The 23,679-nt window shown below is 38.1% G+C and carries 26 protein-coding genes, 2 pseudogenes and 1 riboswitch; of the genes and pseudogenes, 25 read left to right on the top strand and 3 right to left on the bottom strand.

The window, feature by feature from the left end; genetic code table 11:
• Positions 1 to 121: 121 nt before the first annotated feature.
• From C9J31_RS12875 to aspA, 6 genes are all read left to right on the top strand, one after another.
• A complete protein-coding gene (locus C9J31_RS12875; protein ID WP_107951633.1) occupies positions 122 to 1,099 on the top strand; it encodes a thymidylate synthase in 978 nt (325 codons plus the stop codon).
• Positions 1,100 to 1,302: 203 nt separating this feature from the next.
• Entirely contained in the window at positions 1,303 to 1,509 is a 207-nt protein-coding gene (locus C9J31_RS12870) for a hypothetical protein (protein WP_107951634.1), read from the top strand.
• Between the two features lie 56 nt (positions 1,510 to 1,565).
• A complete protein-coding gene (locus tag C9J31_RS12865) occupies positions 1,566 to 1,772 on the top strand; it encodes a hypothetical protein (RefSeq protein WP_054768377.1) in 207 nt (68 codons plus the stop codon).
• Positions 1,773 to 1,920: 148 nt separating this feature from the next.
• Positions 1,921 to 2,331, top strand: a complete 411-nt coding sequence (locus C9J31_RS12860) for an Rrf2 family transcriptional regulator (protein ID WP_054768366.1) — start codon at positions 1,921 to 1,923, stop codon at positions 2,329 to 2,331.
• A 75-nt stretch (positions 2,332 to 2,406) separates the two neighbouring features.
• Entirely contained in the window at positions 2,407 to 3,036 is a 630-nt protein-coding gene (locus tag C9J31_RS12855) for an NAD(P)-dependent oxidoreductase (RefSeq protein WP_107925608.1), read from the top strand.
• A gap of 153 nt (positions 3,037 to 3,189) precedes the next feature.
• Positions 3,190 to 4,608, top strand: coding sequence for an aspartate ammonia-lyase (gene aspA, locus C9J31_RS12850; protein WP_107925610.1), 1,419 nt, complete (start codon positions 3,190 to 3,192; stop codon positions 4,606 to 4,608).
• 107 nt (positions 4,609 to 4,715) lie between these two features.
• Here aspA and C9J31_RS24300 read toward each other — a convergent pair.
• Positions 4,716 to 6,289 (bottom strand): IS3 family transposase gene (locus C9J31_RS24300; protein WP_420798456.1). Its coding sequence is split into 2 segments (ribosomal slippage): positions 4,716 to 5,647 and positions 5,647 to 6,289, totalling 1,575 coding nucleotides; the frame shifts between segments, so codons are not numbered across the junction.
• 192 nt (positions 6,290 to 6,481) lie between these two features.
• Positions 6,482 to 6,670 (bottom strand): annotated as a pseudogene (locus C9J31_RS24135) (hypothetical protein).
• Positions 6,671 to 6,922: 252 nt separating this feature from the next.
• Between C9J31_RS24135 and C9J31_RS24295 the strand changes: the two are divergent.
• The 19 genes and pseudogenes from C9J31_RS24295 to C9J31_RS12760 form a co-directional block, all read left to right on the top strand.
• Positions 6,923 to 7,297 (top strand): annotated as a pseudogene (locus tag C9J31_RS24295) (PAS domain S-box protein); the annotation flags it as partial.
• A gap of 45 nt (positions 7,298 to 7,342) precedes the next feature.
• Entirely contained in the window at positions 7,343 to 7,738 is a 396-nt protein-coding gene (locus tag C9J31_RS24290; RefSeq protein ID WP_420798440.1) for a methyl-accepting chemotaxis protein, read from the top strand.
• A 392-nt stretch (positions 7,739 to 8,130) separates the two neighbouring features.
• Positions 8,131 to 8,358 (top strand): hypothetical protein, encoded by a 228-nt coding sequence (locus C9J31_RS23700; RefSeq protein WP_238602178.1) that lies wholly within the window; start codon positions 8,131 to 8,133, stop codon positions 8,356 to 8,358.
• Positions 8,359 to 8,404: 46 nt separating this feature from the next.
• Entirely contained in the window at positions 8,405 to 8,644 is a 240-nt protein-coding gene (locus C9J31_RS23695; RefSeq protein ID WP_238602177.1) for a hypothetical protein, read from the top strand.
• Positions 8,645 to 9,132: 488 nt separating this feature from the next.
• Positions 9,133 to 9,435: an urease subunit gamma gene (ureA, locus tag C9J31_RS12830; RefSeq protein ID WP_107925614.1), complete on the top strand. Its 303-nt coding sequence runs from the start codon at positions 9,133 to 9,135 to the stop codon at positions 9,433 to 9,435.
• Between the two features lie 14 nt (positions 9,436 to 9,449).
• Positions 9,450 to 9,818 carry an urease subunit beta gene (locus C9J31_RS12825; protein ID WP_107950809.1) on the top strand — a complete coding sequence of 123 codons (369 nt, stop codon included), beginning with the start codon at positions 9,450 to 9,452 and terminating at the stop codon, positions 9,816 to 9,818.
• Positions 9,815 to 11,530 carry an urease subunit alpha gene (gene ureC / locus C9J31_RS12820; protein WP_107925616.1) on the top strand — a complete coding sequence of 572 codons (1,716 nt, stop codon included), beginning with the start codon at positions 9,815 to 9,817 and terminating at the stop codon, positions 11,528 to 11,530. Before C9J31_RS12825 ends, ureC begins: the two co-directional genes overlap by 4 nt.
• 93 nt (positions 11,531 to 11,623) lie before the next feature.
• Positions 11,624 to 12,070: an urease accessory protein UreE gene (locus C9J31_RS12815; RefSeq protein ID WP_054768368.1), complete on the top strand. Its 447-nt coding sequence runs from the start codon at positions 11,624 to 11,626 to the stop codon at positions 12,068 to 12,070.
• Positions 12,012 to 12,752 (top strand): urease accessory protein UreF, encoded by a 741-nt coding sequence (locus C9J31_RS12810; RefSeq protein ID WP_235616353.1) that lies wholly within the window; start codon positions 12,012 to 12,014, stop codon positions 12,750 to 12,752. The genes C9J31_RS12815 and C9J31_RS12810 overlap by 59 nt, the downstream gene beginning before the upstream one ends.
• Before the next feature lie 18 nt (positions 12,753 to 12,770).
• Positions 12,771 to 13,400: an urease accessory protein UreG gene (gene ureG / locus C9J31_RS12805; protein ID WP_107950807.1), complete on the top strand. Its 630-nt coding sequence runs from the start codon at positions 12,771 to 12,773 to the stop codon at positions 13,398 to 13,400.
• Positions 13,393 to 14,199, top strand: coding sequence for an urease accessory protein UreD (locus C9J31_RS12800; RefSeq protein ID WP_107950819.1), 807 nt, complete (start codon positions 13,393 to 13,395; stop codon positions 14,197 to 14,199). Before ureG ends, C9J31_RS12800 begins: the two co-directional genes overlap by 8 nt.
• Before the next feature lie 35 nt (positions 14,200 to 14,234).
• Positions 14,235 to 15,827, top strand: coding sequence for an ABC transporter substrate-binding protein (locus tag C9J31_RS12795; RefSeq protein WP_238602176.1), 1,593 nt, complete (start codon positions 14,235 to 14,237; stop codon positions 15,825 to 15,827).
• Entirely contained in the window at positions 15,817 to 16,788 is a 972-nt protein-coding gene (locus C9J31_RS12790; RefSeq protein WP_107950805.1) for an ABC transporter permease, read from the top strand. Before C9J31_RS12795 ends, C9J31_RS12790 begins: the two co-directional genes overlap by 11 nt.
• A complete protein-coding gene (locus C9J31_RS12785; RefSeq protein WP_238602175.1) occupies positions 16,785 to 17,597 on the top strand; it encodes an ABC transporter permease in 813 nt (270 codons plus the stop codon). The genes C9J31_RS12790 and C9J31_RS12785 overlap by 4 nt, the downstream gene beginning before the upstream one ends.
• The gene (locus C9J31_RS12780; protein ID WP_107950803.1) at positions 17,590 to 18,339 is read left to right on the top strand and encodes an ATP-binding cassette domain-containing protein; all 750 of its coding nucleotides are present in this window, start codon (positions 17,590 to 17,592) and stop codon (positions 18,337 to 18,339) included. Before C9J31_RS12785 ends, C9J31_RS12780 begins: the two co-directional genes overlap by 8 nt.
• Positions 18,340 to 18,351: 12 nt before the next feature.
• The gene (locus C9J31_RS12775; RefSeq protein WP_107950801.1) at positions 18,352 to 19,074 is read left to right on the top strand and encodes an ABC transporter ATP-binding protein; all 723 of its coding nucleotides are present in this window, start codon (positions 18,352 to 18,354) and stop codon (positions 19,072 to 19,074) included.
• A gap of 223 nt (positions 19,075 to 19,297) precedes the next feature.
• On the top strand, positions 19,298 to 19,498 hold the full coding sequence (locus C9J31_RS12770; RefSeq protein ID WP_054768370.1) for a hypothetical protein: 201 nt from the start codon (positions 19,298 to 19,300) through the stop codon (positions 19,496 to 19,498).
• Positions 19,499 to 19,538: 40 nt separating this feature from the next.
• Positions 19,539 to 20,132 carry a YdeI/OmpD-associated family protein gene (locus C9J31_RS12765; RefSeq protein WP_107950799.1) on the top strand — a complete coding sequence of 198 codons (594 nt, stop codon included), beginning with the start codon at positions 19,539 to 19,541 and terminating at the stop codon, positions 20,130 to 20,132.
• Between the two features lie 213 nt (positions 20,133 to 20,345).
• A riboswitch (cobalamin riboswitch) is annotated at positions 20,346 to 20,529 on the top strand.
• Positions 20,530 to 20,798: 269 nt separating this feature from the next.
• Positions 20,799 to 21,581 carry a hypothetical protein gene (locus tag C9J31_RS12760; RefSeq protein WP_107950797.1) on the top strand — a complete coding sequence of 261 codons (783 nt, stop codon included), beginning with the start codon at positions 20,799 to 20,801 and terminating at the stop codon, positions 21,579 to 21,581.
• A gap of 150 nt (positions 21,582 to 21,731) precedes the next feature.
• Here C9J31_RS12760 and C9J31_RS12755 read toward each other — a convergent pair whose 3' ends face one another.
• The gene (locus C9J31_RS12755) at positions 21,732 to 23,672 is read right to left on the bottom strand and encodes an elongation factor G (protein ID WP_107950795.1); all 1,941 of its coding nucleotides are present in this window, start codon (positions 23,670 to 23,672) and stop codon (positions 21,732 to 21,734) included.
• Between the last annotated feature and the right edge of the window lie 7 nt (positions 23,673 to 23,679).

Here is a 23,679-nt window from a genome sequence, read left to right as displayed (position 1 = left end):
CACCTGATTTTTCCAATTCTAACAGGTGAAAGTTGCACACCGATTTTCCTTTTTTGGCGTTCAAATGAAGTTTTTGATGGTATAATGGTCAACAGCATATTTGAAGGAGCTGTTGACAATCATGACGCATCCAGAAACTGCGTATTTAGATTTATTACAACATATATTAGAGAATGGTGTAACAAAGGAAGATCGTACGGGAACCGGTACATACAGTGTATTTGGCTATCAAATGCGCTTTGATTTAAGTAAAGGCTTTCCACTTTTAACGACAAAGCGTGTGCCGTTTAAACTTGTTGCAAGTGAGCTACTGTGGTTCATTAAAGGGGATACTAATATCCGCTATCTATTACAACATAACAATCACATTTGGGATGAATGGGCTTTTAAAAAATGGGTACAATCAGATGAATACTCGGGCCCTGATATGACAGATTTCGGTCGTCGTTGCTTAGTTGATGAGGCGTTTAACGCTAGTTATCAAGCTGAACTAGCATCATTTTGTGAACGAGTACTAACTGATGATGATTTTGCTAGTAAATACGGGGAACTTGGCAATGTTTATGGCAAGCAGTGGCGTCATTGGACAACGTCAACTGGAGAAGACTTAGACCAACTGCAGGATGTGATTCATCAGATTAAGCATAATCCAGATTCACGTCGTATTATTGTGAATGCTTGGAATCCAGAGGATGTTATTAATGCTGGAACTAAGGGGAGTAAAGCTGCGTTGCCTCCTTGTCATGTCATGTTCCAATTTTATGTCGCAAATGGGAAGTTGAGTTGTCAGTTAATGCAACGTAGTCTTGATACATTGCTAGGCTGTCCGTTCAATATTGCTTCCTACGCATTACTTACGCATTTAATTGCTCATGAATGTGGGCTTGAAGTTGGGGAATTTATTCATAGTATTGGCGATGCACATATTTATACAAATCATGTGGAGCAAGTGAAAGAACAGCTATCACGTGAGCCAAAGGACCTACCAACCTTAAATATAAATTCAAATAAAACGTCAATTTTTGATATAGAACTTGAAGATCTTTCTATCGAGGGCTATGATCCACATCCAGCAATTAAAGCACCAATTGCCGTATAACTAAAAGCAGCAGCCCTGAAGGTTGCTGCTTTTTTGTAAACAGAATTTTTCTGTTTTAAAGTATTACATAAAGAAATACTAGGTCAAAATTATCCTTTTCTAAAATAGGCTAGTTGGCCGATGTTATACAAAATGATTGACCTTAATATTAGATGTGGTATTTATAGGTTATTTTTCCAACTAAATGTGCAGAGGTGATTGTGGTGAGAAAAATTTTAAAGTGCCCCAAAGAAAAGGGGGGAGGGGGACAGAAACTGAGGGAAAAGACAGCTGAAGAACCTCCCTACGAAAAATTGGATATTTCACACAAACAATCTAACTTACCACACATTTCAACGAAACTATCGCAAGAGCAGGTACAAAAAATGATGCAGGTAGTTGAGGAGATTCGCCTTCACCGCCTAAAATAAACGCTATAAAAATAGGCACCTTCTAAGCTATAATAGCTATGGAGGTGTTTTTTTTGATGAATGTGGTATTTGTTGAAACGTTATCAGGCACAGAGCTTTTACAGATGGTGTCACATGATATGGCTGGACTATTGGCTGCGGCACAAGGAGAGAGCGTGACGTTTCCGTTGGGGCATTTTAAATATGAATTTCATAATCTAGATTTTTATGAAGAAAACGGTGAAATAAGACAAGAACTAGTTATTTACGTTTCGAAAATATAAATGCAGCAAACCTAAAATTTCCGCAAGGACACAAAGTATGTGCTAGTTGACAGTATATAAAAGTTTAATTTTGTACAGGCTTAGGAAGCAAAGTATTTGCTATTTTCTAAACCTGTAACTATAATAGTTACAACAGGTGGTGATAAGTATGGTGAACAGTCGTTTTTCGGTAGCGATCCATATACTTTCGCTCATTGCAACAACTTCAGATAAAAGTCAGCTTTCATCCGATTTTATCGCAGGTAGTGTTAATACAAATCCAGTTGTCGTACGTCGTATGATTGGCCTCTTAAAAAAAGCAGGACTACTCACATCACAATCAGGTTTAGCAGGCTACGAACTTCTAGTTGAACCCAAGGATTTGTCATTATTAACAATTTACCATGCGATTGATGGACCTGAGCAGCTTTTTGCTATTCACGATGAGCCGAATCCAGATTGTACTGTTGGTCGTAAAATTCAACGTACGTTGGAGGGCGTTTATACATCTGTTTGGGATGCAATGGAAGAACAGTTACAAGCACAGACTTTACAGGATGTACTAGATCAGCTTCGTTAATATAAACGAGGTCGATCTTACTGTATCCAACCTGTAACCGATTATGTTACAACTGATATTAGGAGGAATTTACGTATGAAAATTGCTGTAATTGGAGCGACTGGGAAAGCAGGACAAATAATAGTTGAGGAGGCATTACAACGCGGTCATGAGGTAACTGCTATTGTACGTTCTGCTTCAAAAGTGACAGCTAATATCCCTGTCATGGAAAAGGATATTTTTGAGCTAACACAAGAAGATGTAAAGGGCTTTGATGTAGTTGTGAATGCGTTTGGTGCCCCTTTTGGCGAAGAGGAATTACATGTGAAAGTGGGCCGTCATTTAATTAGTATTTTTTCTGGCGTTGCTACAAAATTATTTGTGGTCGGTGGTGCAGGAAGCCTCTTCGTAGATCCAGAGAAAACAGTACGTGTAATGGATACACCAGACTTCCCAGAAATGTTTTATGCAACTGCAAAAAATCAAGGGGAGAACTTAAAGGATTTACAAGCCTCAAATATTACTTGGACATTCTTAAGTCCATCTGCATTTTTCGACCCACAAGGTCCACGTACTGGTAGCTATACAGTAGGTATTGACCATCTATTGGTAAATGCTGCTGGAGAAAGCTATGTTAGTTATGGCGATTATGCGATTGCGTTAGTGGATGAAATCGAAAATCCACAACATATAAATAGTCGCTTTACTGTTACTTCAAATAAATAAACCTAAAAACCGAGCGTGTGAATTGCGCTCGGTTTTTTAGGTTTTTTTTACCCCTCAGCAAAAAAATCTTGTTTTTACAGAAAATTGACTGTTTACAATCCGTCATTAATTAGCTACTATCAGTGTGAGTATACATAAAAGGAGACGACAATAATGTCCACAGTACGTATTGAAAAAGATTTTTTAGGTGAACGTACCTTACCAAGCGGTGTCTATTACGGGATTCAAACACTTCGAGCAACAGAAAACTTCCCGATAACAGGCTATACAATTCATCCAGCATTGATTAAAGCAATGGGAATTGTGAAAAAAGCTGCTGCATTAGGAAATATGGAGGTCCACCTGCTATCAAAGGACATTGGTGAAGCAATTGTCGATGCAGCACAAGAAGTAATTGATGGGAAATGGAATAGTGAATTTATCGTAGATCCAATCCAAGGTGGTGCGGGTACTTCGATTAATATGAATGCCAATGAAGTGATTGCGAATCGTGCATTAGAGATTATGGGGAAAGAAAAAGGGGACTATCAATCGATTAGCCCGAACAGTCATGTCAATATGTCACAATCGACAAATGATGCATTCCCAACAGCCATCCATATTGCCGTATTACATTTAGTGGATGAGCTTTTAGTGACAATGGAAAACATGCAAGCCGTGTTCCATCAAAAGGCTGAGCAATTTGCACATGTTATTAAAATGGGCCGCACGCATTTACAAGATGCTGTACCAATCCGTTTAGGCCAAGAATTTGAAGCATATTGCCGTGTTATCAATCGTGATATTCAACGAATTCGTCAAACACGTCCAAATCTTTATGATGTGAATATGGGAGCAACTGCTGTAGGAACAGGCTTAAATGCATTCCCTGATTATATTAAATCAGTAGACCAACATCTTGCTGAAATTTCTGGTTTACCCCTGCAAGGTGCAACACATTTAGTGGATGCTACGCAAAATACAGATGCCTACACAGAAGTGTCTGGAGCATTAAAAATTTGTATGATTAATATGTCTAAAATCTCCAATGACCTTCGTTTAATGGCATCTGGACCACGTGCCGGTTTAGGTGAAATTATTTTACCAGCTCGTCAACCGGGGTCGTCCATTATGCCTGGTAAGGTAAACCCAGTTATGCCAGAGGTACTTAATCAGGTTGCGTTCCAAGTTATTGGGAATGACCATACGATTTGTCTGGCGTCTGAAGCAGGTCAATTAGAATTAAATGTTATGGAGCCTGTACTTGTCTTTAATCTTATTCAATCTATTAGTATTATGAATAATGTTTTCCGTGCATTTACGGAAAACTGCTTGAAGGATATTGAAGCGAATGAAGAGCGTATGAAGGAATATGTAGAAAAGAGCGTGGGTGTGCTAACAGCAGTGAACCCTCATATTGGCTATGAAATAGCGGCGCGTCTTGCACGTGAAGCGATTTTATCTGGACGTTCGATTCGTGAGCTTTGCATTGAGTCAGGTGTTTTAACGACGGACCAGTTGGATTTAATTTTAGACCCATATGAAATGACGCATCCTGGTATTGCAGGTGCAAGCATTATGAAATTAAAATAATCACTGTAACTGATTCAGTTAGATAACATAAAAAGCATCTTTAAAAGAACTTTAGTATTGTTTGAACTGCTCCCTGTCAAGTAGACAGTGGAAATAATAAAAATGCTTTACGCGGCTTGAGACCTGAATTCCAAGGGGCTCAAGCTGTTTAATTTTTCTTGATAGCGCTCTGAATTATAAAACGAAATGTATCCTAAAATTGCTTTTTTTAGCGCTTCATATGTATCATATTTATTTAAATAGTATTTTTCGCATTTGAGCGTACCCCAAAAAGCCTCGATTGGTCCGTTATCGATACAACGTCCCACTCTAGACATACTATGTACCATCTCGGCATCATCTATCATACGTTTGAAAAGTTTTGAAGTATATTGATAACCACGATCGCTATGAATAAGTGGATGCTCATCCTCTTTTAATTTTTGTATGGCTAGTGTCATCGTTTGAAAAACAAGTTTATTGTTATTCGAGTGCCCTAATACATAACTCACAATCGAATTATCGTATAAATCAATAATGGCGCTTAAATAAGCCTTTTTACCATTCTCATATTTAAATTCCGTGACATCTGTACACCATTTTTGATTCGGTTTATCTGCTTTGAACTTGCGACTGAGTATGTTTTCTGCTACATAATCTGGATTCGATTTACGATATTTTTTTCGTTTTCGACGAATCACCGATTTTAATCGACACATTTTCATCAAACGATAAATACGTTTTTTATTTACCTTCGGTAAATCTACTTTTTCACGATGACGATTGATTGTAAGTGTGATGCGACGATATCCATAAATCCCATCTACTTGTGTATAAAGGTACTGAATTGATTCTAGAAGCTGTTCATTCTCGATTTCTCGTGCTGATGACTGACGGTTCAACCACTTATAATAAGCAGCACGTGTAACATCGGCAATTTCACATAATAAAATGATTGGCAGTGCTTCCTTCGCTGCTAATTCTTGAATGGCAATATAACGGCTATGTATACGGCTTTTACTTAACGACGCCTCCTTTCGATTTCCTCTAACTTTTTTAAGAAGAGATTTTCTGCACGTAATCGTTCATTTTCACGTTCCATACGCTGGATTTCTAAACGAAACTTGTCTTCAGTGCTTAACTCTTCTTCTAACTTTGTACGCCCACGGCGATCATGCAAGCCTAATTCCCCGTATTTTTCGAATTTTTTTACCCATTGATATACTTGTTGGTAAGAAACCGCATATTGTTCAGCTGTTACTTGATAATTCTTATCGTTGGCAATACAAACTTGTGCTATTTCAATGCGCTCTTGTACTGTTGTTTTTCTACCTTTAGTCATAGTTTGGCTCATTCCTTTACCCGAATCTTTTAATTCACTATGACTAGTATACTTTTTTATCCAATTCCTTAAAACCGATCTACTAGAAAGTCTATACTTTCTTACAACCTCTCTTAATGAAAATTCGCCTGAAAGATAGTCTCGGACAGCCGCTAATTTTAATTCCTTAGCATAACGATTCTGCTGGTTTAATCGTTCAAGACCCTCTTCTCCAAAATAACGATAATCATTTTGCCAATCTTTAATCGTATCACGATGCACTTTATATAATTCGGCAACTTCATTAAGAGTAAATTGGCCAGTATGATAAAATTTTAAAATCTCTAATTTTTCTTCTTTTGAAAAACTACACGTTCTCATAAAAAAATCTCCCCATTTGATAAACAGATTTTATTTTTTAATCTGTCTACTTAATGGGGAGCATACCAGTTCTTTTGGAGGTGCTTTTTCGTATAAGAGAAACAACGTTATTATTTCACCCTGTATAATTAAATGTAACTGCTAGTATCAGCTACATTATTAATAGTTTTTGTGTTTCATAGTTGTTTCGTATTATGAAACAACCTCCAATTTCAAGGTGTTTCGAGTTACTACGATATATTCACCTGTTGATTTATTCATTACTTGAGACACTTCCTTGGTATGTGTTATCTTAAGCTAATCATTTTGTATATCCACCAATCATTTTATTTCCAAATCACTTTCACCATATTTTAAACCACTATAAGATAATTTCGTCATCTTCATCGTTCTCCTTTTTTATAGTACCTATTTCTATTATAAGATACATTGTTGTAATTAACTAAAAAGCAACAATTTTAAGAAAACAGCGTTAAAGTAAGACGACAATATCCTTTTTTAATAAATATTTTTGCTATTCACGATTATATTATTTTTCTAAAATCCTTACATAAAGTGAAAAAGAAAACCATGTAATACATGGTACTATGAAATTTATGAAAAAATGAGTACTAAAAGATAAGGAGTTATTAAATGGTTAATAAAATAAGTACACAAGTGTTGGATCCAAACGATGTATTATATGCTTTGGATTTTAATCTAGCCATGATTGAATTTGATACGGAAGGGAATATTCTTTGGGTAAATGAGCATTTTGCAAGTGCAGTAGGTTACTCCGTTAAAGAACTACAGAAAATGCATCATAAAGAATTATGTGCAGATGAATTTCGAACAAGCATAAAATATAATGAGCTATGGAGAAACTTAATTAAAGGAACGAAGTTTCAAGAAAAAATACAAAGAATAGGAAAGAGAAAAAATAAAATTTGGCTTGAAGCTACGTATATTCCAATCGTCAATACCGAGGATAAAGTGACAGCCATTTTAAAGATTGCAACTGATATTACTGAACGCGAGAATCGTACGATTGAAACAGTCTCTAAACTGCAAGATATGTCCGTGGAATTAGGTGATATAGTTGTTGCGAACTCTAAAGTAAATATGGAGGCACTACAATCATTGATAGAGCAGACAGCTTTAATAAGCGATATCTCTCAAACAATAAAATATATCGCCTCTCAAACAAATTTATTGGCATTAAATGCGGCTATAGAGGCAGCGAGGGCTGGCGATCATGGAAGAGGATTTGCAGTGGTAGCTGACGAAGTTCGACGATTAGCCGTTAATTCAGATGAAGCTATCATAAAAGTTAACGAAAATGTTAAAAACATTTCTGAAGGAGTTATAAAAGTTAGTGAAGTTACTGAAAATTCTCAAAAAATGGTAAAAGAGACTCAATCTAAAATTAGTAAGGTCATGGATTCGTTTGGAACTTCGGTATTGCAATGAACGAAAAATATATTTAAATTCGCTGTACCGAAAAGGGTTTTGTTTTGTATAAATTATCTAATTTTAGGCTATAAATAACTTCTGTATGACTTAGCGCTTTGTTTAACTAAAAGAAGTTTATCGTATTTTCAATGAGTTCATGCAATTAATAAATGGCATTACTAGGCTATTGTTTGAGAATGCCATAAATCCTGTTGAAAGCGCATTATCTATATAAAGCCTACTATGTAGTGAACCACTGAAAAGGGACCTTGTTTGTAACAACAAGGTCCCTTTTTATTATGGTGTCAGATATTGATTGTCAAACAAAAGTTGTGCTTTTTACTGTGTTTTTTAGGAATATTAAACTATGATGACTACATTGGAAATATAAATTATTGGAGGAATTTAGGATGAGTTTAGGCAAAAAAAGTATTCTTGGTTTTTCTGTGTTTAATGTCGTTATGATTGTACTTTTAATCATAGATTTAACAAATTTAACTTCATTAGATTGGCTATCTACATTATTAACTTTTGTAGGAATAGCAATAACATTGTCCTATATTCTTTATGTAAAACAGAAAATTATTACACCACTTAAACAATTGTCAAAATGTACAGCAGGGTGTTTACGTCATTGATGAAGCGACTCAATCTTTTGGCACAATTTCACAACATGTAAGTAAAATGACGAATCAACTTGAGGATATTTCAGCAACAGCAGAGGAACTATCTGGTAGTGCGAAAGGCGTAACAGATTTAGTAATGAATATTGCAAGTGGTATGGACAAATTATCCGATTATACTAGCATAATCTTACATTCTGTGGATGAGCAAAGTGCTTCCATGCAGGCGGTTAATACAGTAACCAAAGATTTAAGTGTGCAGGCAGAAAATTTACAAACTCTTACACAGCAATTCAGCTAAAAGGCAAAGGATGAACGAACTATTGCATATTGTTAGGTTTGTTAGAGTTACAAATAAAGGTAGAGTTGTCAGCGAAAATGCTTGTTAATATACATTTTTTAGTTTCCATAAAAAGTTAATTTTAGAGGAATTTTGTTACAGTTAAGATAGGGACTATTTTGAAAGAAGTCAATTCTTCTGCAAAATAGCCTCTTTTTTATTTTTTATTCGCAATACTTATAAATTGACAGAGTAATATAAATGTTGAATTTTTTGAATTAGTTTCTTATAATAGGTTAGCTGTTACCTCTCATAATGCACCTCACACTTTGCAACCCGCGTCTGCCGGGTCAAATCGTCATTTCTTTGTCTTATTCGCTTGTCCTTGCGAAATCATAAATTGTTTGACCAAACTAAAAGTAAATAAAGTAAGAAAGCTGGAAGTAGTTTTATTTTTATACAGAAAAAACTGCGGAAAAATTCAGATTTTAAGAAAGAGAGAGATTGGATTGAAGCTATCACCTGTGGAACAAGAAAAGCTACTTCTCCATTTAGCAGGAGAACTGGCGCTGAAAAGAAAAGCACGTGGATTAAAATTAAATTACCCTGAATCTGTAGCCCTTATTAGTAGTTATATTATGGAGGGTGCTAGAGATGGCAAAACCGTTGCTCAGTTAATGAGTGATGCGAAACAAGTGCTCACGGCGGAAGATGTAATGGAAGGCGTCGGTGACATGATTTCGGATGTTCAAGTGGAGTGTACATTCCCAGACGGTACAAAACTTGTAACAGTTCATCGTCCGATACTGTAAAGGGGGATTTGTGAATGATTCCTGGAGAAATTAGACCAGCACAAGGTGAGATTGACATGAATGTAGGACGCGCTACTAAAACAGTGATTGTAGCGAATACAGGCGATCGTCCGATTCAGGTAGGTTCACATTTTCATTTTATTGAAGTGAATAGATTCTTAGAGTTTGAAAGACAAGAAGCAATTGGCATGCATTTAAATATTCCTTCCGGAACAGCTGTTCGTTTTGAACCAGGTGAGGAAAAAGAAGTTGAACTTGTTGAGTTTGGTGGCAAACGTCATATTTTTGGATTGAATAAATTAACAGAAGGCTCAACACATAATAAGGACGAGATTTTAGACAAAGCAATTGAAGGTGGCTTTAAAGGAGCTGAAGAAAAATGAAGGTAACGCACGAAGCATATGCAAAAATGTTTGGACCTACTGTTGGTGATAAGGTTCGCTTAGCAGATACTGAACTGTGGATTGAAATAGAGAAGGACTATACAACTTATGGTGACGAGGGAGTTTTCGGAGGTGGAAAATCACTGCGTGTATCAATGGGGCAAAATGGTAAAAACAAGAGAAGTGACGGTGTGCTAGACACGGTCATTACAAATGTAGTGATTATCGATCATACGGGTATTGTGAAGGCAGATATCGGCATTAAAGACGGTCGAATTATAGGTATCGGCAAAGCTGGAAATCCAAATGGGATGGACGGTGTTGATCAGGATATGATTATTGGGGTTGGTACGGAGGTTTATGCAGGAGAGGGCTTAATCGCAACTGCTGGTACTATTGACACACATATTCATTTCATTAGTCCAGATCAGGTAGAAACGGCTTTATTAGCCGGTACAACAACATTTATTGGTGGTGGAACAGGACCAGCTGCTGGCTCTAAAGCGACAAGCTTAACTGCTGGTGAATGGCATTTACATAGAATGCTACAAGCTGTCGAAAGTTTACCAATAAACGTTGGACTACTCGGAAAGGGTAGTGCCTCTGACCCTGAACCAATTGTTGAACAGGTTCGTGCCGGGGCAATTGGTATGAAAATACATGAAGATTGGGGTGCTACACCTGCAGCTCTTGACCAAAGCTTAACTGTTGCGGACGAGTATGATATTCAAGTGGCACTACACTCAGATACATTGAATGAGGCAGGCTTTGTAGAAGATACGATTAACGCAATAGATGGTCGTGTTATTCATATTTTCCATACAGAGGGTGCTGGTGGCGGACATGCGCCAGACCAATTAGTGATGGCATCATTACCTAATATTTTGCCAGCATCGACTAATCCAACGAAACCGTTTACTACAAATACAATTGATGAACATTTAGATATGCTCATGGTATGTCATCACTTAAAGCATGATGTTCCGGAAGATGTGGCTTTTGCGGATTCTCGTATTCGTCCAGAAACAATTGCGGCTGAGGATATTATGCAGGATTTAGGTATTTTAAGTATTATGTCCTCTGATTCTCAAGCGATGGGGCGTGTTGGAGAAGTTACATTACGTACATTCCAAACGGCAGACAAAATGAAAAAACAACGTGGTCCGTTGCCACAGGATGAAGGCAAAGATAACGATAATTACCGTGTGAAACGTTATATGGCCAAACTAAACATAAACCCAGCGATTGCGCACGGTATTAGTCATGAGGTTGGTTCATTGGAAGAAGGTAAACTAGCAGATATCGTGCTGTGGGAACCGGCATTTTTCGGCGTAAAAGCAGAAGTTGTACTTAAAGGTGGCATTGCAGTTTATGCGATTACAGGTGATCCCAATGCATCTATTCCTACGCCACAGCCTATGAAAGGTCGTCAGACGTTTGGCTTCTATGGACAAGGTCCTCAAAATTGTGCGATGACATTTTTGCCAAAGATTGCTGTGGAAGAAGGTTTACCAGAGAAACTAGGCTTAAAACGACAAATCGGTACAGTAAAAAATTGTCGAAATATTAGTAAAGCAGATATGAAACTTAACAACGCTACACCGCAAATTGATGTCAACCCAGAGACATATGAAGTGAAAATCGATGGGGAATTAGCAACTTGTGAGCCAGTAGATGTATTGCCGATGGCCCAAAGATATTTCTTATTCTAAACATTTTGCAATGTGAATTGTTAGAATATTGCAGGAAATATAGTTTCAGTTTACTTTTTAGAAATTTATCATTAAATAAGGGGTGCAAACAGCATGTTAATCGAGAAAATTATCGGAAATATCGCTCAAGAAGAAGAAATTGAAAGCAAGTTAACAGAATGGATCGAACTTGACTGGGAAGAGTTAAGCAAACGTATTCTTCGTACAGAAACAGATAAAGGGACGGATATCGCTTTGCGTTTAAGCGGTGAAGAACCGTTAAAATATGGGGATTTATTATTCGAAGACGGGCATCGACGTATTGCTATCCGGACAAAATTAGAACCTGTCATTGTCATCTATCCAGATAATATGGTGGAAATGGGCAAAGCTGCGTTTGAATTAGGTAATCGTCATACACCATGTTTAATTGAAAACGATGAAATTATTGTACGTGCCGACCATACAATTAATCCGTTATTAGACGAAGTAGGTGTCAAATATGAAACGACAGAGAGACGCTTCCAACAACCGTTCAAATACCGTGGACACGCTCACTGATTTCTCTTTGCTGCGTTTATTACAAATTCATGATTCCGCCTTTCCAATCGGCTCATATACACACTCATATGGAATGGAAACGTATATTCAGGAAGATTTGATTCGAACGAAAGAACAGTTAATTGAATTTTGTAGAACCTATTTATTCCACAACTTGGTTTATGGAGATGCATTAATTATTCAAGATGCGTTCCATGCAACAAAATCTAGCAATAAAGTGCGTCTTGCTGAGCTAGATGAGCTTTGTGGGGCAATTAAACTAGCAAAGGAATCAAGAGATGCTAGTGTGAACGTAGGCAAACAATTTATTCGAACTGTAGCTCCTTTAATTGACAGTCCTTTATTAGAGCAGTGGAAGCACAAGATAGACAAAGAAGATGTCAAAGGCCATTATGCAGTCCTTTATGGCATTTATAGTGAGGCACTTGGGGTCGATGTATATCACGCAGTCATGACATTTATGTATGCGTCGTTGAGTGGATTAGTTCAAAATGCAGTGCGTGCAGTGCCTTTTGGACAAAACACGGGCGTACAAGCTTTAAATGAACTGCTTATTTATGTAGAGCAAGCAGCACAGAAAGTGATGGATTTGACGATAGATGATTTATCTAATAATGCATTAGGAATTGAACTTGCATCTATGAAGCATGAATTTTTATTTTCAAGATTATTTATTTCTTAAGTAGGGAGTTGGAATTTTATGAAACCAATACGAATTGGCATTGGTGGACCAGTAGGGTCAGGAAAAACTTCGTTAGTTGACCAATTAACGCGCGCTATGCATGAGCAATATAATGTGGCTGTCATTACCAACGATATTTATACCCAAGAAGACGCGCAATATTTAATAACGCATGGTGTACTAAATGAGGAACGCATCGTTGGTGTTGAAACAGGTGGATGTCCACATACAGCAATCAGAGAAGATGCATCGATGAACTTTGCAGCAATTGATGAACTAAATAAACGTTTCCCAGATTTAGATATTATTTTCTTAGAAAGTGGAGGCGATAATTTATCGGCTACATTTAGTCCTGAACTTGTTGATGGTTATATTTATGTAATTGATGTAGCAGAAGGTCAAGATATCCCACGTAAAGGTGGACCTGCCTTAACACGTTCAGATTTATTGCTTATCAATAAAACATCACTTGCTCCTCATGTTGGCGTGGATTTAGATGTGATGGATGTAGATGTGAAAAAAATGAGAGCCGGACGACCGTACATTTTTGCGGATGTTCGCTCACAAACAAATGTAGATAAAGTTGTAGCGTGGATACAGCACCAGATGTTATTAGAGGATGCTGAAGCAGTTGACGCAAATGTCTAAGGAAGTAAAAGTAAATCATTTTGGAAAATTAGACATGGCATTTGAGCCTAGAAGAGGGTACACACGACTTGTTCATGTGTACCAACAACCTCCCTTGAAGGCAAGTCGAGAATTATATGAAGGTCAAAATCCGACAGCAACCGTTTTTATCATGGAATCTTCAGGCGGCATGGTAGCAGGGGATAGGAATGAAATTGATATAAAACTAGCTCCAAACAGTCAAGTTCGACTAAAGCAACAATCAGCTTTAAAAATTTATCCTTCTCATACAGGGGAACTTTGTACACAGTCCATTCATGTTAAATTGGGAGAAGGTGCGCGTTTAGAATGGATGCCAGAAGTGACTATTCCTTTCGAACGAGCAAAATTTCAGGTAGATACATCAATTCGAATGATGGCTAGTTCTACGTTAATTTGGGGAGAAATAATCGCCCCTGGCCGAGAAATGCGAGGAGAAATTTTTGATTTTCAGTCGTTTCGTTCGCAATACAAATTATATGTAGAAGATTCTTTAATTGCCTTTGATACGTTGCATTTAAAACCAATGGAGATGGATTTTTCATCAATTGGCTTTCTTGAAAAAGCTTTGTACGTTGGTTCATTATGGATTGTATCCCCGAATGTTGACAAACTTAATGTAAGAGATTTACAGGAAGTGATATATGCGGAAAGTGATATGCAGGCAAGTGTGACGAAGCTTAATGATCTTGCTATTCATTGTAGATGGCTTTCGAAAGAGCAACGGACACTACATAAAGAGATAAACCGCATGTTTTCACATGTTTCAAATTTAATGTAAATACGTATGTTGATTTTTAAAGGAGATAGAGAGAATTGAAAAAGTTTTCATTATTTATCATGTTAACAGCTCTTGTTTTAAATCTTGTTGGCTGTGGAAAAGAGTCTACGCAAGCTGGAGAAAAACAAAAGTCTGCTGCGTCATCATCACAAGCGAATGAACTTATTTATGCCTCGGAGTCTGAGTTTGCAGGCTTAAACCCAATTTTAGAAGAAACAAATTTAGATGCTTTTTTATTTCGTGGATTACTGCGTTTTGATGAAAATAATTTACCAGTCAATGACATTGCAGAAAATGTGCAAATCTCCGATGATCAGTTGACATATACAGTGAACATAAAAAATGATGTGACATTCCATGATGGTCAAGTTTTAACGGTGGATGATGTCATTTTTACAATAGAAAGTATTGTAGACGATCACAATGCCTCGTTTTTAAAATCTGATTTTATTCACGTGGTAGCAATGGAGAAAGTGGATGAAACGACAATGAAAATAATGTTAGATGAGCCATTCACACCGATGTTGGATAAGTTAACAGTTCCGATATTACCGAAACACGCATTTGAGGGACAAGATATGCGCACAGCTTCCTTCAATGAAGAACCAATAGGTGCTGGTCCATTTATGTTCGACAAATGGGAACGTGGAACGAGTTTAACATTGAAAGCCTATTCTTCCTTCTTTGGTACAAAAGCTTCTCTAGAAAAAGTGATCTTTAAATTTATCCCAGATAGCAATGTTCGAGCGTTACAACTTAAATCCGGAGAAGTCGATATCGCTTTACTGGATCCTACACAAATTGCCGAGCTATCGCAAGTTGAGCATTTAAAAATGTATGAAGTAGATTCAGCGGATTACCGTGGAATTTTATTTAATATGCAATCAGAGCTTTGGAAAGATGTAAATATCCGAAAGGCTATTAGTTATGCGACAGATCGCGCAGGAATTGTAAAGGGTATTTTACAAGGTTTTGGTACAGAGGCATATTCGCCACTACAAAAGCATGCATTCGCCAATGAAAATATTGAGCAATATGCATACAATTTAGACAAAGCAATTGATTTACTTGAACAATCAGGTTGGAATTTAAATAATGATGGTTTCCGCTATAAAGATGGTCAAAAGCTTGGTTTTACCATTACCGTGCCTGTAACAGATAGTGTACGTGTCAATATGGCTAACTATGTTGCCGAGAGTTATAAAGCAGTAGGTGCTGATGTTGAAGTAGCTGCATTAGATTGGAGTAATATTGTGATTGAGGAAACAGATACGTTTATGGTTGGTTGGGGCAGTCCATATGATGCAGACCATCATATGTATAGCTTGTTTCATACCAATCAATCAAGCTTAACCAGTGCTGGCTACAATTATGGGAGCTATTCAAACGCAAAAGTGGATGCGCTATTAGAACAGGGTCGTGTAACGGTTGACCCTACTGAACGCAAAGCCATTTATATGGATTTACAAGAGGAATTAGCAGAAGATCCACCGTTTGCTTATTTTGCATATGTTGATGCAGTGTATGGTATCAATAAAAATATTAGTGGCGTGAAAGAACGTATATTGGGCCATCATGGCGCAGGCTTCTTATGGAATGTCGAGGAGTGGAAATGGCATGATCGCTAAGTGGATTGGGAAGCGTGTGATAATGGGGACAATTGTCCTCATTGTCGTGAGCTTCCTATCTTTTTTCATCTTGCATGCTGCGCCAGGAGATCCAGCTGCGGCTTACTATGGTGGAAATTTACAAACTTTAACGACTGCTGAAAAGGAAAGAATTGCACAAGCTTTCGGTTTAGATAAACCTGTGCTGGCTCAATACGCTATTTGGCTCAGAGAGGCTATCACAGGAAATTTAGGTTATTCTGCAAAAGAAGGAAGAGCGGTTTCAACCATTTTACTCGAGAAGTTGCCAAATACGTTACAGCTTGTTGGCATCACTTTAATGATATTAGCAATCATATCTACGTGGTTTGGTTTATTGGCTGGGATGAAAGAAGGTTCTCTACTAAATCGAGGATTGTCTATTTTTAGTATTGCTAGCTCGGCTGTTCCTTCATTTTGGTTAGGCATATTATTAATGATGATCTTTTCAGTGCAGTTAGGTTGGTTCCCCTCATCCGGCATGAGTGATGTACGAGGGGGAGGGGGTATTGCCGATAGATTACACCATATCATCCTACCAGTAACAGTTCTTGTACTTTCTCATGTCGGCATATTCGCGCGATTTTTACAGGACTGCGTTAAGAGTGAAAGTAAGAGCTATTATGTTCAGGTTGCTCGTGCTAATGGTGTTGCAGAACAAGAAATTAGAAAAAATATTTTGCGTAATGCATTTATCCCATATGTAAATTATGTAGGGGTTACGATTCCGTCATTTTTTGGCGGTTCAATCGTTGTAGAGTCACTATTTGGCTGGTCTGGTTTAGGACAGCTACTCGTCAAATCGGTGATGGTGAAAGATTTCCCATTATTAATGGGTGGAGTGCTAATTATCGGTGTGGTCGTTGTTGTTAGCCTTTTTATTATTGATGTCTTAATGGTTGTTATTAATCCTAAGTTAAGAAGGGGTGTGCTGCGCTGTTGAAATCGCGAAAAATGCTCTTTTTCTGGCTTATAATACTTGCTATTATTTTTGTTTCGACTGCTTTTTCATCATTTTTAGCGCCATACGAGCCAAATTCGATGGATATGAATAGTATTTATGCAGCCCCAAGTGGTGATCATTTGCTAGGTACGGATCAGCTAGGTCGTGATGTACTTTCGCGCTTACTTGTAGGAGGGAAAGTGACCCTTTTGATAGCGGTAGTATCTGTTGTGATTTCCACCATCATTGGGTTTATATTTGGCGGAATTAGTGGATATTTCGGGGGAGTGCTAGACATAGTCATGATGCGATTACTAGAAGCATTTTTAACCATCCCATCACTTGTCATCGTGCTTGCGTTTCAAGCTATCATGCGAGGGAGTGTGTGGAATATGGCAGTCATTATGGGCTTGACAGGATGGTTTGTCACGGCACGTATTGTTCGCTCTGAATTTATGCGACTAAAGGATTCAGAATTTGTCCACATGGCTGTGATGTTCCGTACACCTATGTGGAAAATATTGTTCGGCCATTTGTTGCGCAATAGTTTCCCGGCTATTTTTGTCGTGACGTTATTTAACTTTGCTGGTGCTATTTTCACGGAAGTATCGCTTAGTTTTTTAGGAATCGGAGTGCCTCCAGCAACGCCGTCTTGGGGGACCATGTTATATTCAGCCCAAACAGATTTACTTGTTGGTGCATGGTGGATTGGACTATTTCCGGGGCTTATAATTTTCTTCACAATCTTATGTCTTCAATTTATCGGGGAGGCATTGAAGAAGCAAGGAGGTGAGCGCGCACATGCTTAGCATAGAGCAATTATCCGTTGAAATGAATGGTAGACAACTTATTCATAATGTAACGTTTCCGGTACCTAAAGGGCATATTACTTCGATTATTGGTGAGAGTGGTAGCGGCAAAAGTATGACGGTATCTGCCATCCTCGGTTTATTACCTGTGCACGCACAGGTGTGGGGAGATATTTTATTTAATGACAAGAATTTAGTGGAAATGTCCCCAAAAGAAAGAGTGGAGCTGCGCAAAAAGCATTTCTTTACGGTCTTTCAAGATGCTGCAAATAGCTTTTCCCCCTCTACAAAAATGAAGCACCAATTATTTATCTTTACAGGGCATAAACAAGGACATTCGAAAATGGAATTTTATCAAAAAATGCGTGTGATTTTACAGGATTTAGATTTAACGGATGACATTATGGAACGCTATCCCTTCGAGCTCTCGGGTGGCATGCTGCAGCGTTGTATGCTTGCTTGTGCATTATATACTGAGCCCACTTTATTAATTGCTGATGAACCAACATCTGCCCTTGATATGCTCATTCAAAAGGATTTTATAGATTTGCTGAAAAAACTCAATGACGAAAAAGGGACTACTATATTACTCATCACACACGATTTGGACATCGCTGCTTCGGTCGCGCATGCAGTAGTGGTCATGAAAAAAGGTGAGGTCGTTGAAACGGGTCAGGTAAGCGATGTATTTGATAAGCCGCAACATCCATATACAAAGTTACTGTTAGAAAATCATTTTTAGGGGGAAATGTCATTGTTGCTGCAAGTTGAAAATGTTAGTAAAAGCTTTCATAAGGGGCAGCAAGTACTACAGCACGTGAACGTTTATGTTGGACATGGTGAAATCGTTGGACTGGTTGGTGAAAGTGGAAGCGGGAAAAGTACACTTGCTAAAATCATAATGCAGTTGGAAAGGGCCAACCAAGGTCACATTTATTTTAATGACGTGGAGATTACAAAGAAAAATTGTTCGTCATTTTATGAACACTGTCAGTTGATCTTCCAAAACGCGACTGCCGCTTTAAACCCAATGTGGACTGTAAAAGAATCCTTATTGGAGCCATTACAGTATAAAAAAACAGTGACCAACAACGATTTGCATGCCATGCTCGATAAGGTAAAGCTACCAGTCGCTGTGTTAAATTGTTTGCCAAATGAGCTAAGTGGTGGAGAAAGGCAAAGAGTTAATTTGTTAAGATCCCTGTTAGTAGAGCCCAAATTGTTAGTGTGCGACGAAATTGTTTCCAGCTTAGACCGATTAACGCAACGGGAAATCATTGATTTATTAATCACACTAAATAAAGAACAGCACATGGCTATTTTATTTATTTCCCATGATTTAAAGGCTGTTTCCTATTTATGCGAACGCTTGTATGTCATGAAGGATGGAAAAATAGTCGATGAAGGTAAAAAAGAGCATGGTGTTTTTCAATTGACCAACAGCTATGCCCAAAAGCTGTTTCAAGCGATGGGATGATAGATTTTTGCAGGGGACAGGCTATGTTGGACAAAGCGTTCTTCCTTAAAGAGTAGTTACTTCATGTTTATATCCACTTTAGTTAAATTATTGTATAGCGCATTAAACAATCAACGATTAGCTTCGATAGCTTGACCGTTTTTGCATCTACAAAAGGCTAAATTAATGGAGTAGCTTTAGTTCGCCAAGGTATTGACGTTATAATTGAATGGGGTGATAGCGTTTGAAAAGCGTAAACATACAACTTGACCACAATAACTCGATTGAAATAACGCAGATAGATGATACTTTATTCGAAGTTCGTCTTAGTATGGATGGAAGTATTAGTATGTACTATATGACGCGGGCTCAACTAGAAAACCTTGAACAGCTAGGTGTTGATAGTCGTATTGAGATGATTCGCGCTGGGTTACTTCATGAATAATTGATTGCAGCTGAACAAAATTAATGCGAGGTGTTCCTTGATGACAAATAATAGAATGAATCCGAAAGTTGATGAATTTATAAGTCAAGCAAAAAAGTGGAGGGAAGAATTTGCGACGTTGAGAGATATCGTTCTAGCGTGTGAGCTGACCGAAGAAATAAAGTGGAAACATCCTTGTTACATGTTTGACAATAAAAACATAGTTCTAATACATGGATTTAAAGACTATTGTGCACTTTTGTTTCATAAAGGTGCCTTGTTAAAGAATTCCCATGGCATTCTCATTCAACAAACAGAAAATGTACAGGCGGCACGCCAAATTCGGTTTACCAATGTGCGGGAAATCGTTGAAATGGAAGCCATCTTGAAAGACTATATTCTTGAAGCCATTGAAGTAGAAAAGGCCGGTTTGGAAGTGAATTATAAACAGAATACCGAAATTATCTTTCCTGAAGAGCTTCAAAATAAATTCAATGAGTTCCCTGCACTGGAAACAGCCTTTGAAGCATTGACACCGGGTCGGCAAAGGGCATACATTCTTTATTTTTCTCAACCCAAACAATCCAAAACTCGAGTGGCAAGGGTTGAAAAATATATGCAGCAAATTCTCGATGGAAAGGGATTAAATGATTAGTTCATTTGATAGAAAATATCATTAATCAAACTAGAGGATATTTTTTTTTGCTGCAAAGCTATTTTTTTAACGAACTGGGGCAATGTTAACTCTACACTCTACGACACAAAAAATTGGAATATTTTGTGATAATTGACATTAGAAATACACTTCTTTACAATTAATATTAGTAATCTATAAGGAATGTGACTTAGTCCATTTTCTTTCACAACTGAATAGCGTGTAGTAATAGGTGTAAATTGAAAATCAATTTACTAAAAGGGAAGTCGGTGTAAGTCCGACACTGTCCCGCAACTGTAAATGTGAGCGTCTTTTTTAAATACCACTGTCTATAGACGGGAAGGGGAAAGATGCGTTGACCATAAGTCAGGAGACCTGCCTATTACGAGTACACACCAAAACCCTACGAGGAATAGGAGGTGGCATGTTGACAAAACAGAATGTTCTGTTCGTCACAGTACGTCAAACGCCCATAGTAAAAGAAAGTATTCGGTATCGAACCGATTCTTTTCTATATGGGCGATGTTTGATGCTGCGTGATGAATGATATGTATAAGGTGTTAAAGCCATTGCGACGGATTTCCTCTTAAATTAAGAAGAAATTCGTTTTTTTAGTGGTCGTATACCTGTCGTTTTGAAAATATGTACGAAAAGAGGAATGCACGTATGACGAATATTCATGTATGTACAGCACAGGAAAAGCAGCAATCAACGATGAAAATTTGTAAGCATCCACGCACAGAAGTAGGAAAGCAGACGAAGACAAGAATCGTTATCGAATCACTTGTCGATCAGTTTTTAGCAACAGGACTTATTCGCAACGAACAACTGTTTGATCGAATTTTATATAACAAAGAAATTATTTGGATTCAAAATGAAGACTATGATGGACATCTATTTGCCAAGGCGAGTGTGGCAGATGAGTTAAAAACAAGAAAGAATGGCTTTATGATGTATATGCCGACCAATCCAATTGTTTATGAAGTGAACGGAGAAGCATATCATTTAATTACACGTATCGATTCGGTTCGTGCAAAACCAAATTTAGAAAGGCTTCACTTGAACCCGAAGCCCATTTTAAGCGCGGCACGTGTAAATGATCTACTGTGCTCGATGGTCATGCGTTTTTATGAGACGTATTTGGCAGATTTAGCGTTAGTCGTTGCGACAAAAAGAGAGTCTACTAAATTAACGAATCTAAAAAAATACGTAGAGCACGAATATGCGCAATTTATGCAAGCTGTAAAAGCACTGAATGATTACCATTTAAATTGGCACCCGCGTGGCAATGGCCATGAATTATTGCTCCAAACTATCGATAATTTACAATTATTAAAGAGTAAGCCTGGTACAGTGCTCATTGATTTTTCGAATAATCATGGGTATGTCATTGTGGAACCTGCGTATGTACTCGTTGAACAGTCAACGAGTACAGCGCATGCTTTATAATCGCCAGTCCTCCATTTATTGTGGAGGACTTATTTTTGTAGAAAATTTAAAAAGCTTTATAATCCGCTGAATTGTTTATAAAAAAGTTTATTAGAATCATTGTAGCTATTGGCATACCGGGGCATGAAGCCTTTTTATTGAGGTTTCACTTTATTTTATGCAATGCATGGCAGCTTGTGCTTCCTGCCAGGGAACAGAGTAGCCTTTCCCTTTAGCGCAAAATATACTAGAGGATGTATATTCAGGATCGGCCTGTTTATCGTAGCCGATTTGAGTAATAATTTCCGCTGTATTATGGCAAACATCATAGCCATCAAATTGTAGCGACAATGAGCCTTTGCCATTTGTATACGCAGCAAAGACTGTACTATAGCCCATAAATGTAGCAACAGGTGCACGCCCTGTTAAAATTACCTGTTGTTCAGTCAAAATTGGTGCATCGAATGTGCCGGCAGCTTGTTGAATATCGGTCATCATACGGCCAATAAAATCGTTAGGCGCCTTTAGCTTGAAGCGGTAATAGGGTTCAAGTAATAGATTTTCAGCTTGTTCAAGGCCTTGACGCAGTGCGCGGAATGTCGCTTCTCGGAAATCGCCGCCATCGGTATGCTTAATATGGGCTCTTCCTGTTAGAAGGGTGAACTGAATATCTGTGACAGGGAAGCCTGTTAAAAGTCCATGATGTTCACGCTCGAATAGGTGCTTTTCAATAAGTCGTTGATGACCGACAGATAAATCATCAGCGTGACAAGCATTGACAAACGTATTGCCAACTCCGCGTGTAGTTGGTGCCATACGTAAATGCACCTCAGCATAATGCTTTAAAGGTTCAAAATGACCATAGCCAGTTACTGTTGATGCAATTGTTTCCATGTATAAAATTTGTGGTTCACCAAATGTAATTGTCAGTGAAAAGCGATCTTTTAGCACTTCACTCAAAACCTCAAGCTGAATAACGCCCATTATATGTACGTGTATTTTCTGAAATTTCTCGTGCCATACAACACGTAACGAGGGCTCCTCCGCTTCAAGTAAACGGAAGATTTTCAGCACTTCCTTAATATGTTGCTGTCCTACATATTGCACCTTCGCTTGTAATGTTGGTATGAGTTCATATGGTTGGGGTCTTAACGAACTGCCCAGTATATCCCCAACATTTGCCTGATTAAGCCCCTTTACTGCAAATATTTCCCCAGCACTTACTACTTGCACCGTTTCAAAGCGATGTCCATTATATAAGCGTATTTCCGTCACTTTTTCAGACGCCTCACCAAATGTAAATTCGTCACGCACATGCAGCGTGCCTTGTATTGCTTTCATAAATGTTAAGCGCTGTTGCCCGTCATGACGAATTTTAAAGACCTCTCCTTGAAACGCCTCCTCTTTTTTATAATAAGTTTCAGTCAGGAGGGAAAGTTGCATCAAAAATTCCTTGATGCCAATATCTTTTAAGGCGGACCCGCTAAAGCATGGGAAGGCTAACTCTTCCTGAATCATTGTTTGCAATCGAGTTAGACAAGTGTGGTTTTCCAGCGTTTCAGCAAGGAAAGCATCGAGTAACTGTTCATCGCGTTCAGCGAGCCATTCCTTAACAGGAGTTGATATAGTATCTATGTGAAGCGGTTGCTCTATTAACAAAACGTCAGTAGAGCATTCTTTTTGAAGTTGCGCCATGACTGCTTCGATGTCGGCACCATCACGATCAATTTTATTGATAAAGAACATAGTTGGTACATGGTATTGGCGTAGTAACTGCCACACTGTTTCAGTATGGCCCTGAACCCCCTCGACAGCACTAACGACAATAATGGCATAGTCCATGACTCGAATCGCACGTTCCATTTCAGGGGAGAAATCAACATGCCCGGGTGTATCGATAAGTGTGTATGTATCTTGGCCAATTTGCATGCGGGCTTGTTCAGCAAATATAGTAATGCCCCGAGCACGTTCAATCGCATGATTATCTAAAAAAGTATCCTGGTGATCGACACGTCCACGAGCTTGAATGCTATTTGTATGATAAAGTAACTGCTCCGAGAATGTCGTTTTCCCTGCATCCACATGAGCTAGTACGCCAATTGTTTTGTACATAAAAATC

This window comes from Lysinibacillus parviboronicapiens (assembly GCF_003049605.2).
GTDB lineage: Bacteria > Bacillota > Bacilli > Bacillales_A > Planococcaceae > Lysinibacillus > Lysinibacillus parviboronicapiens.
Note: the sequence above shows the minus strand (reverse complement) of the source record. Positions and strands in the feature narration are given on the sequence as shown.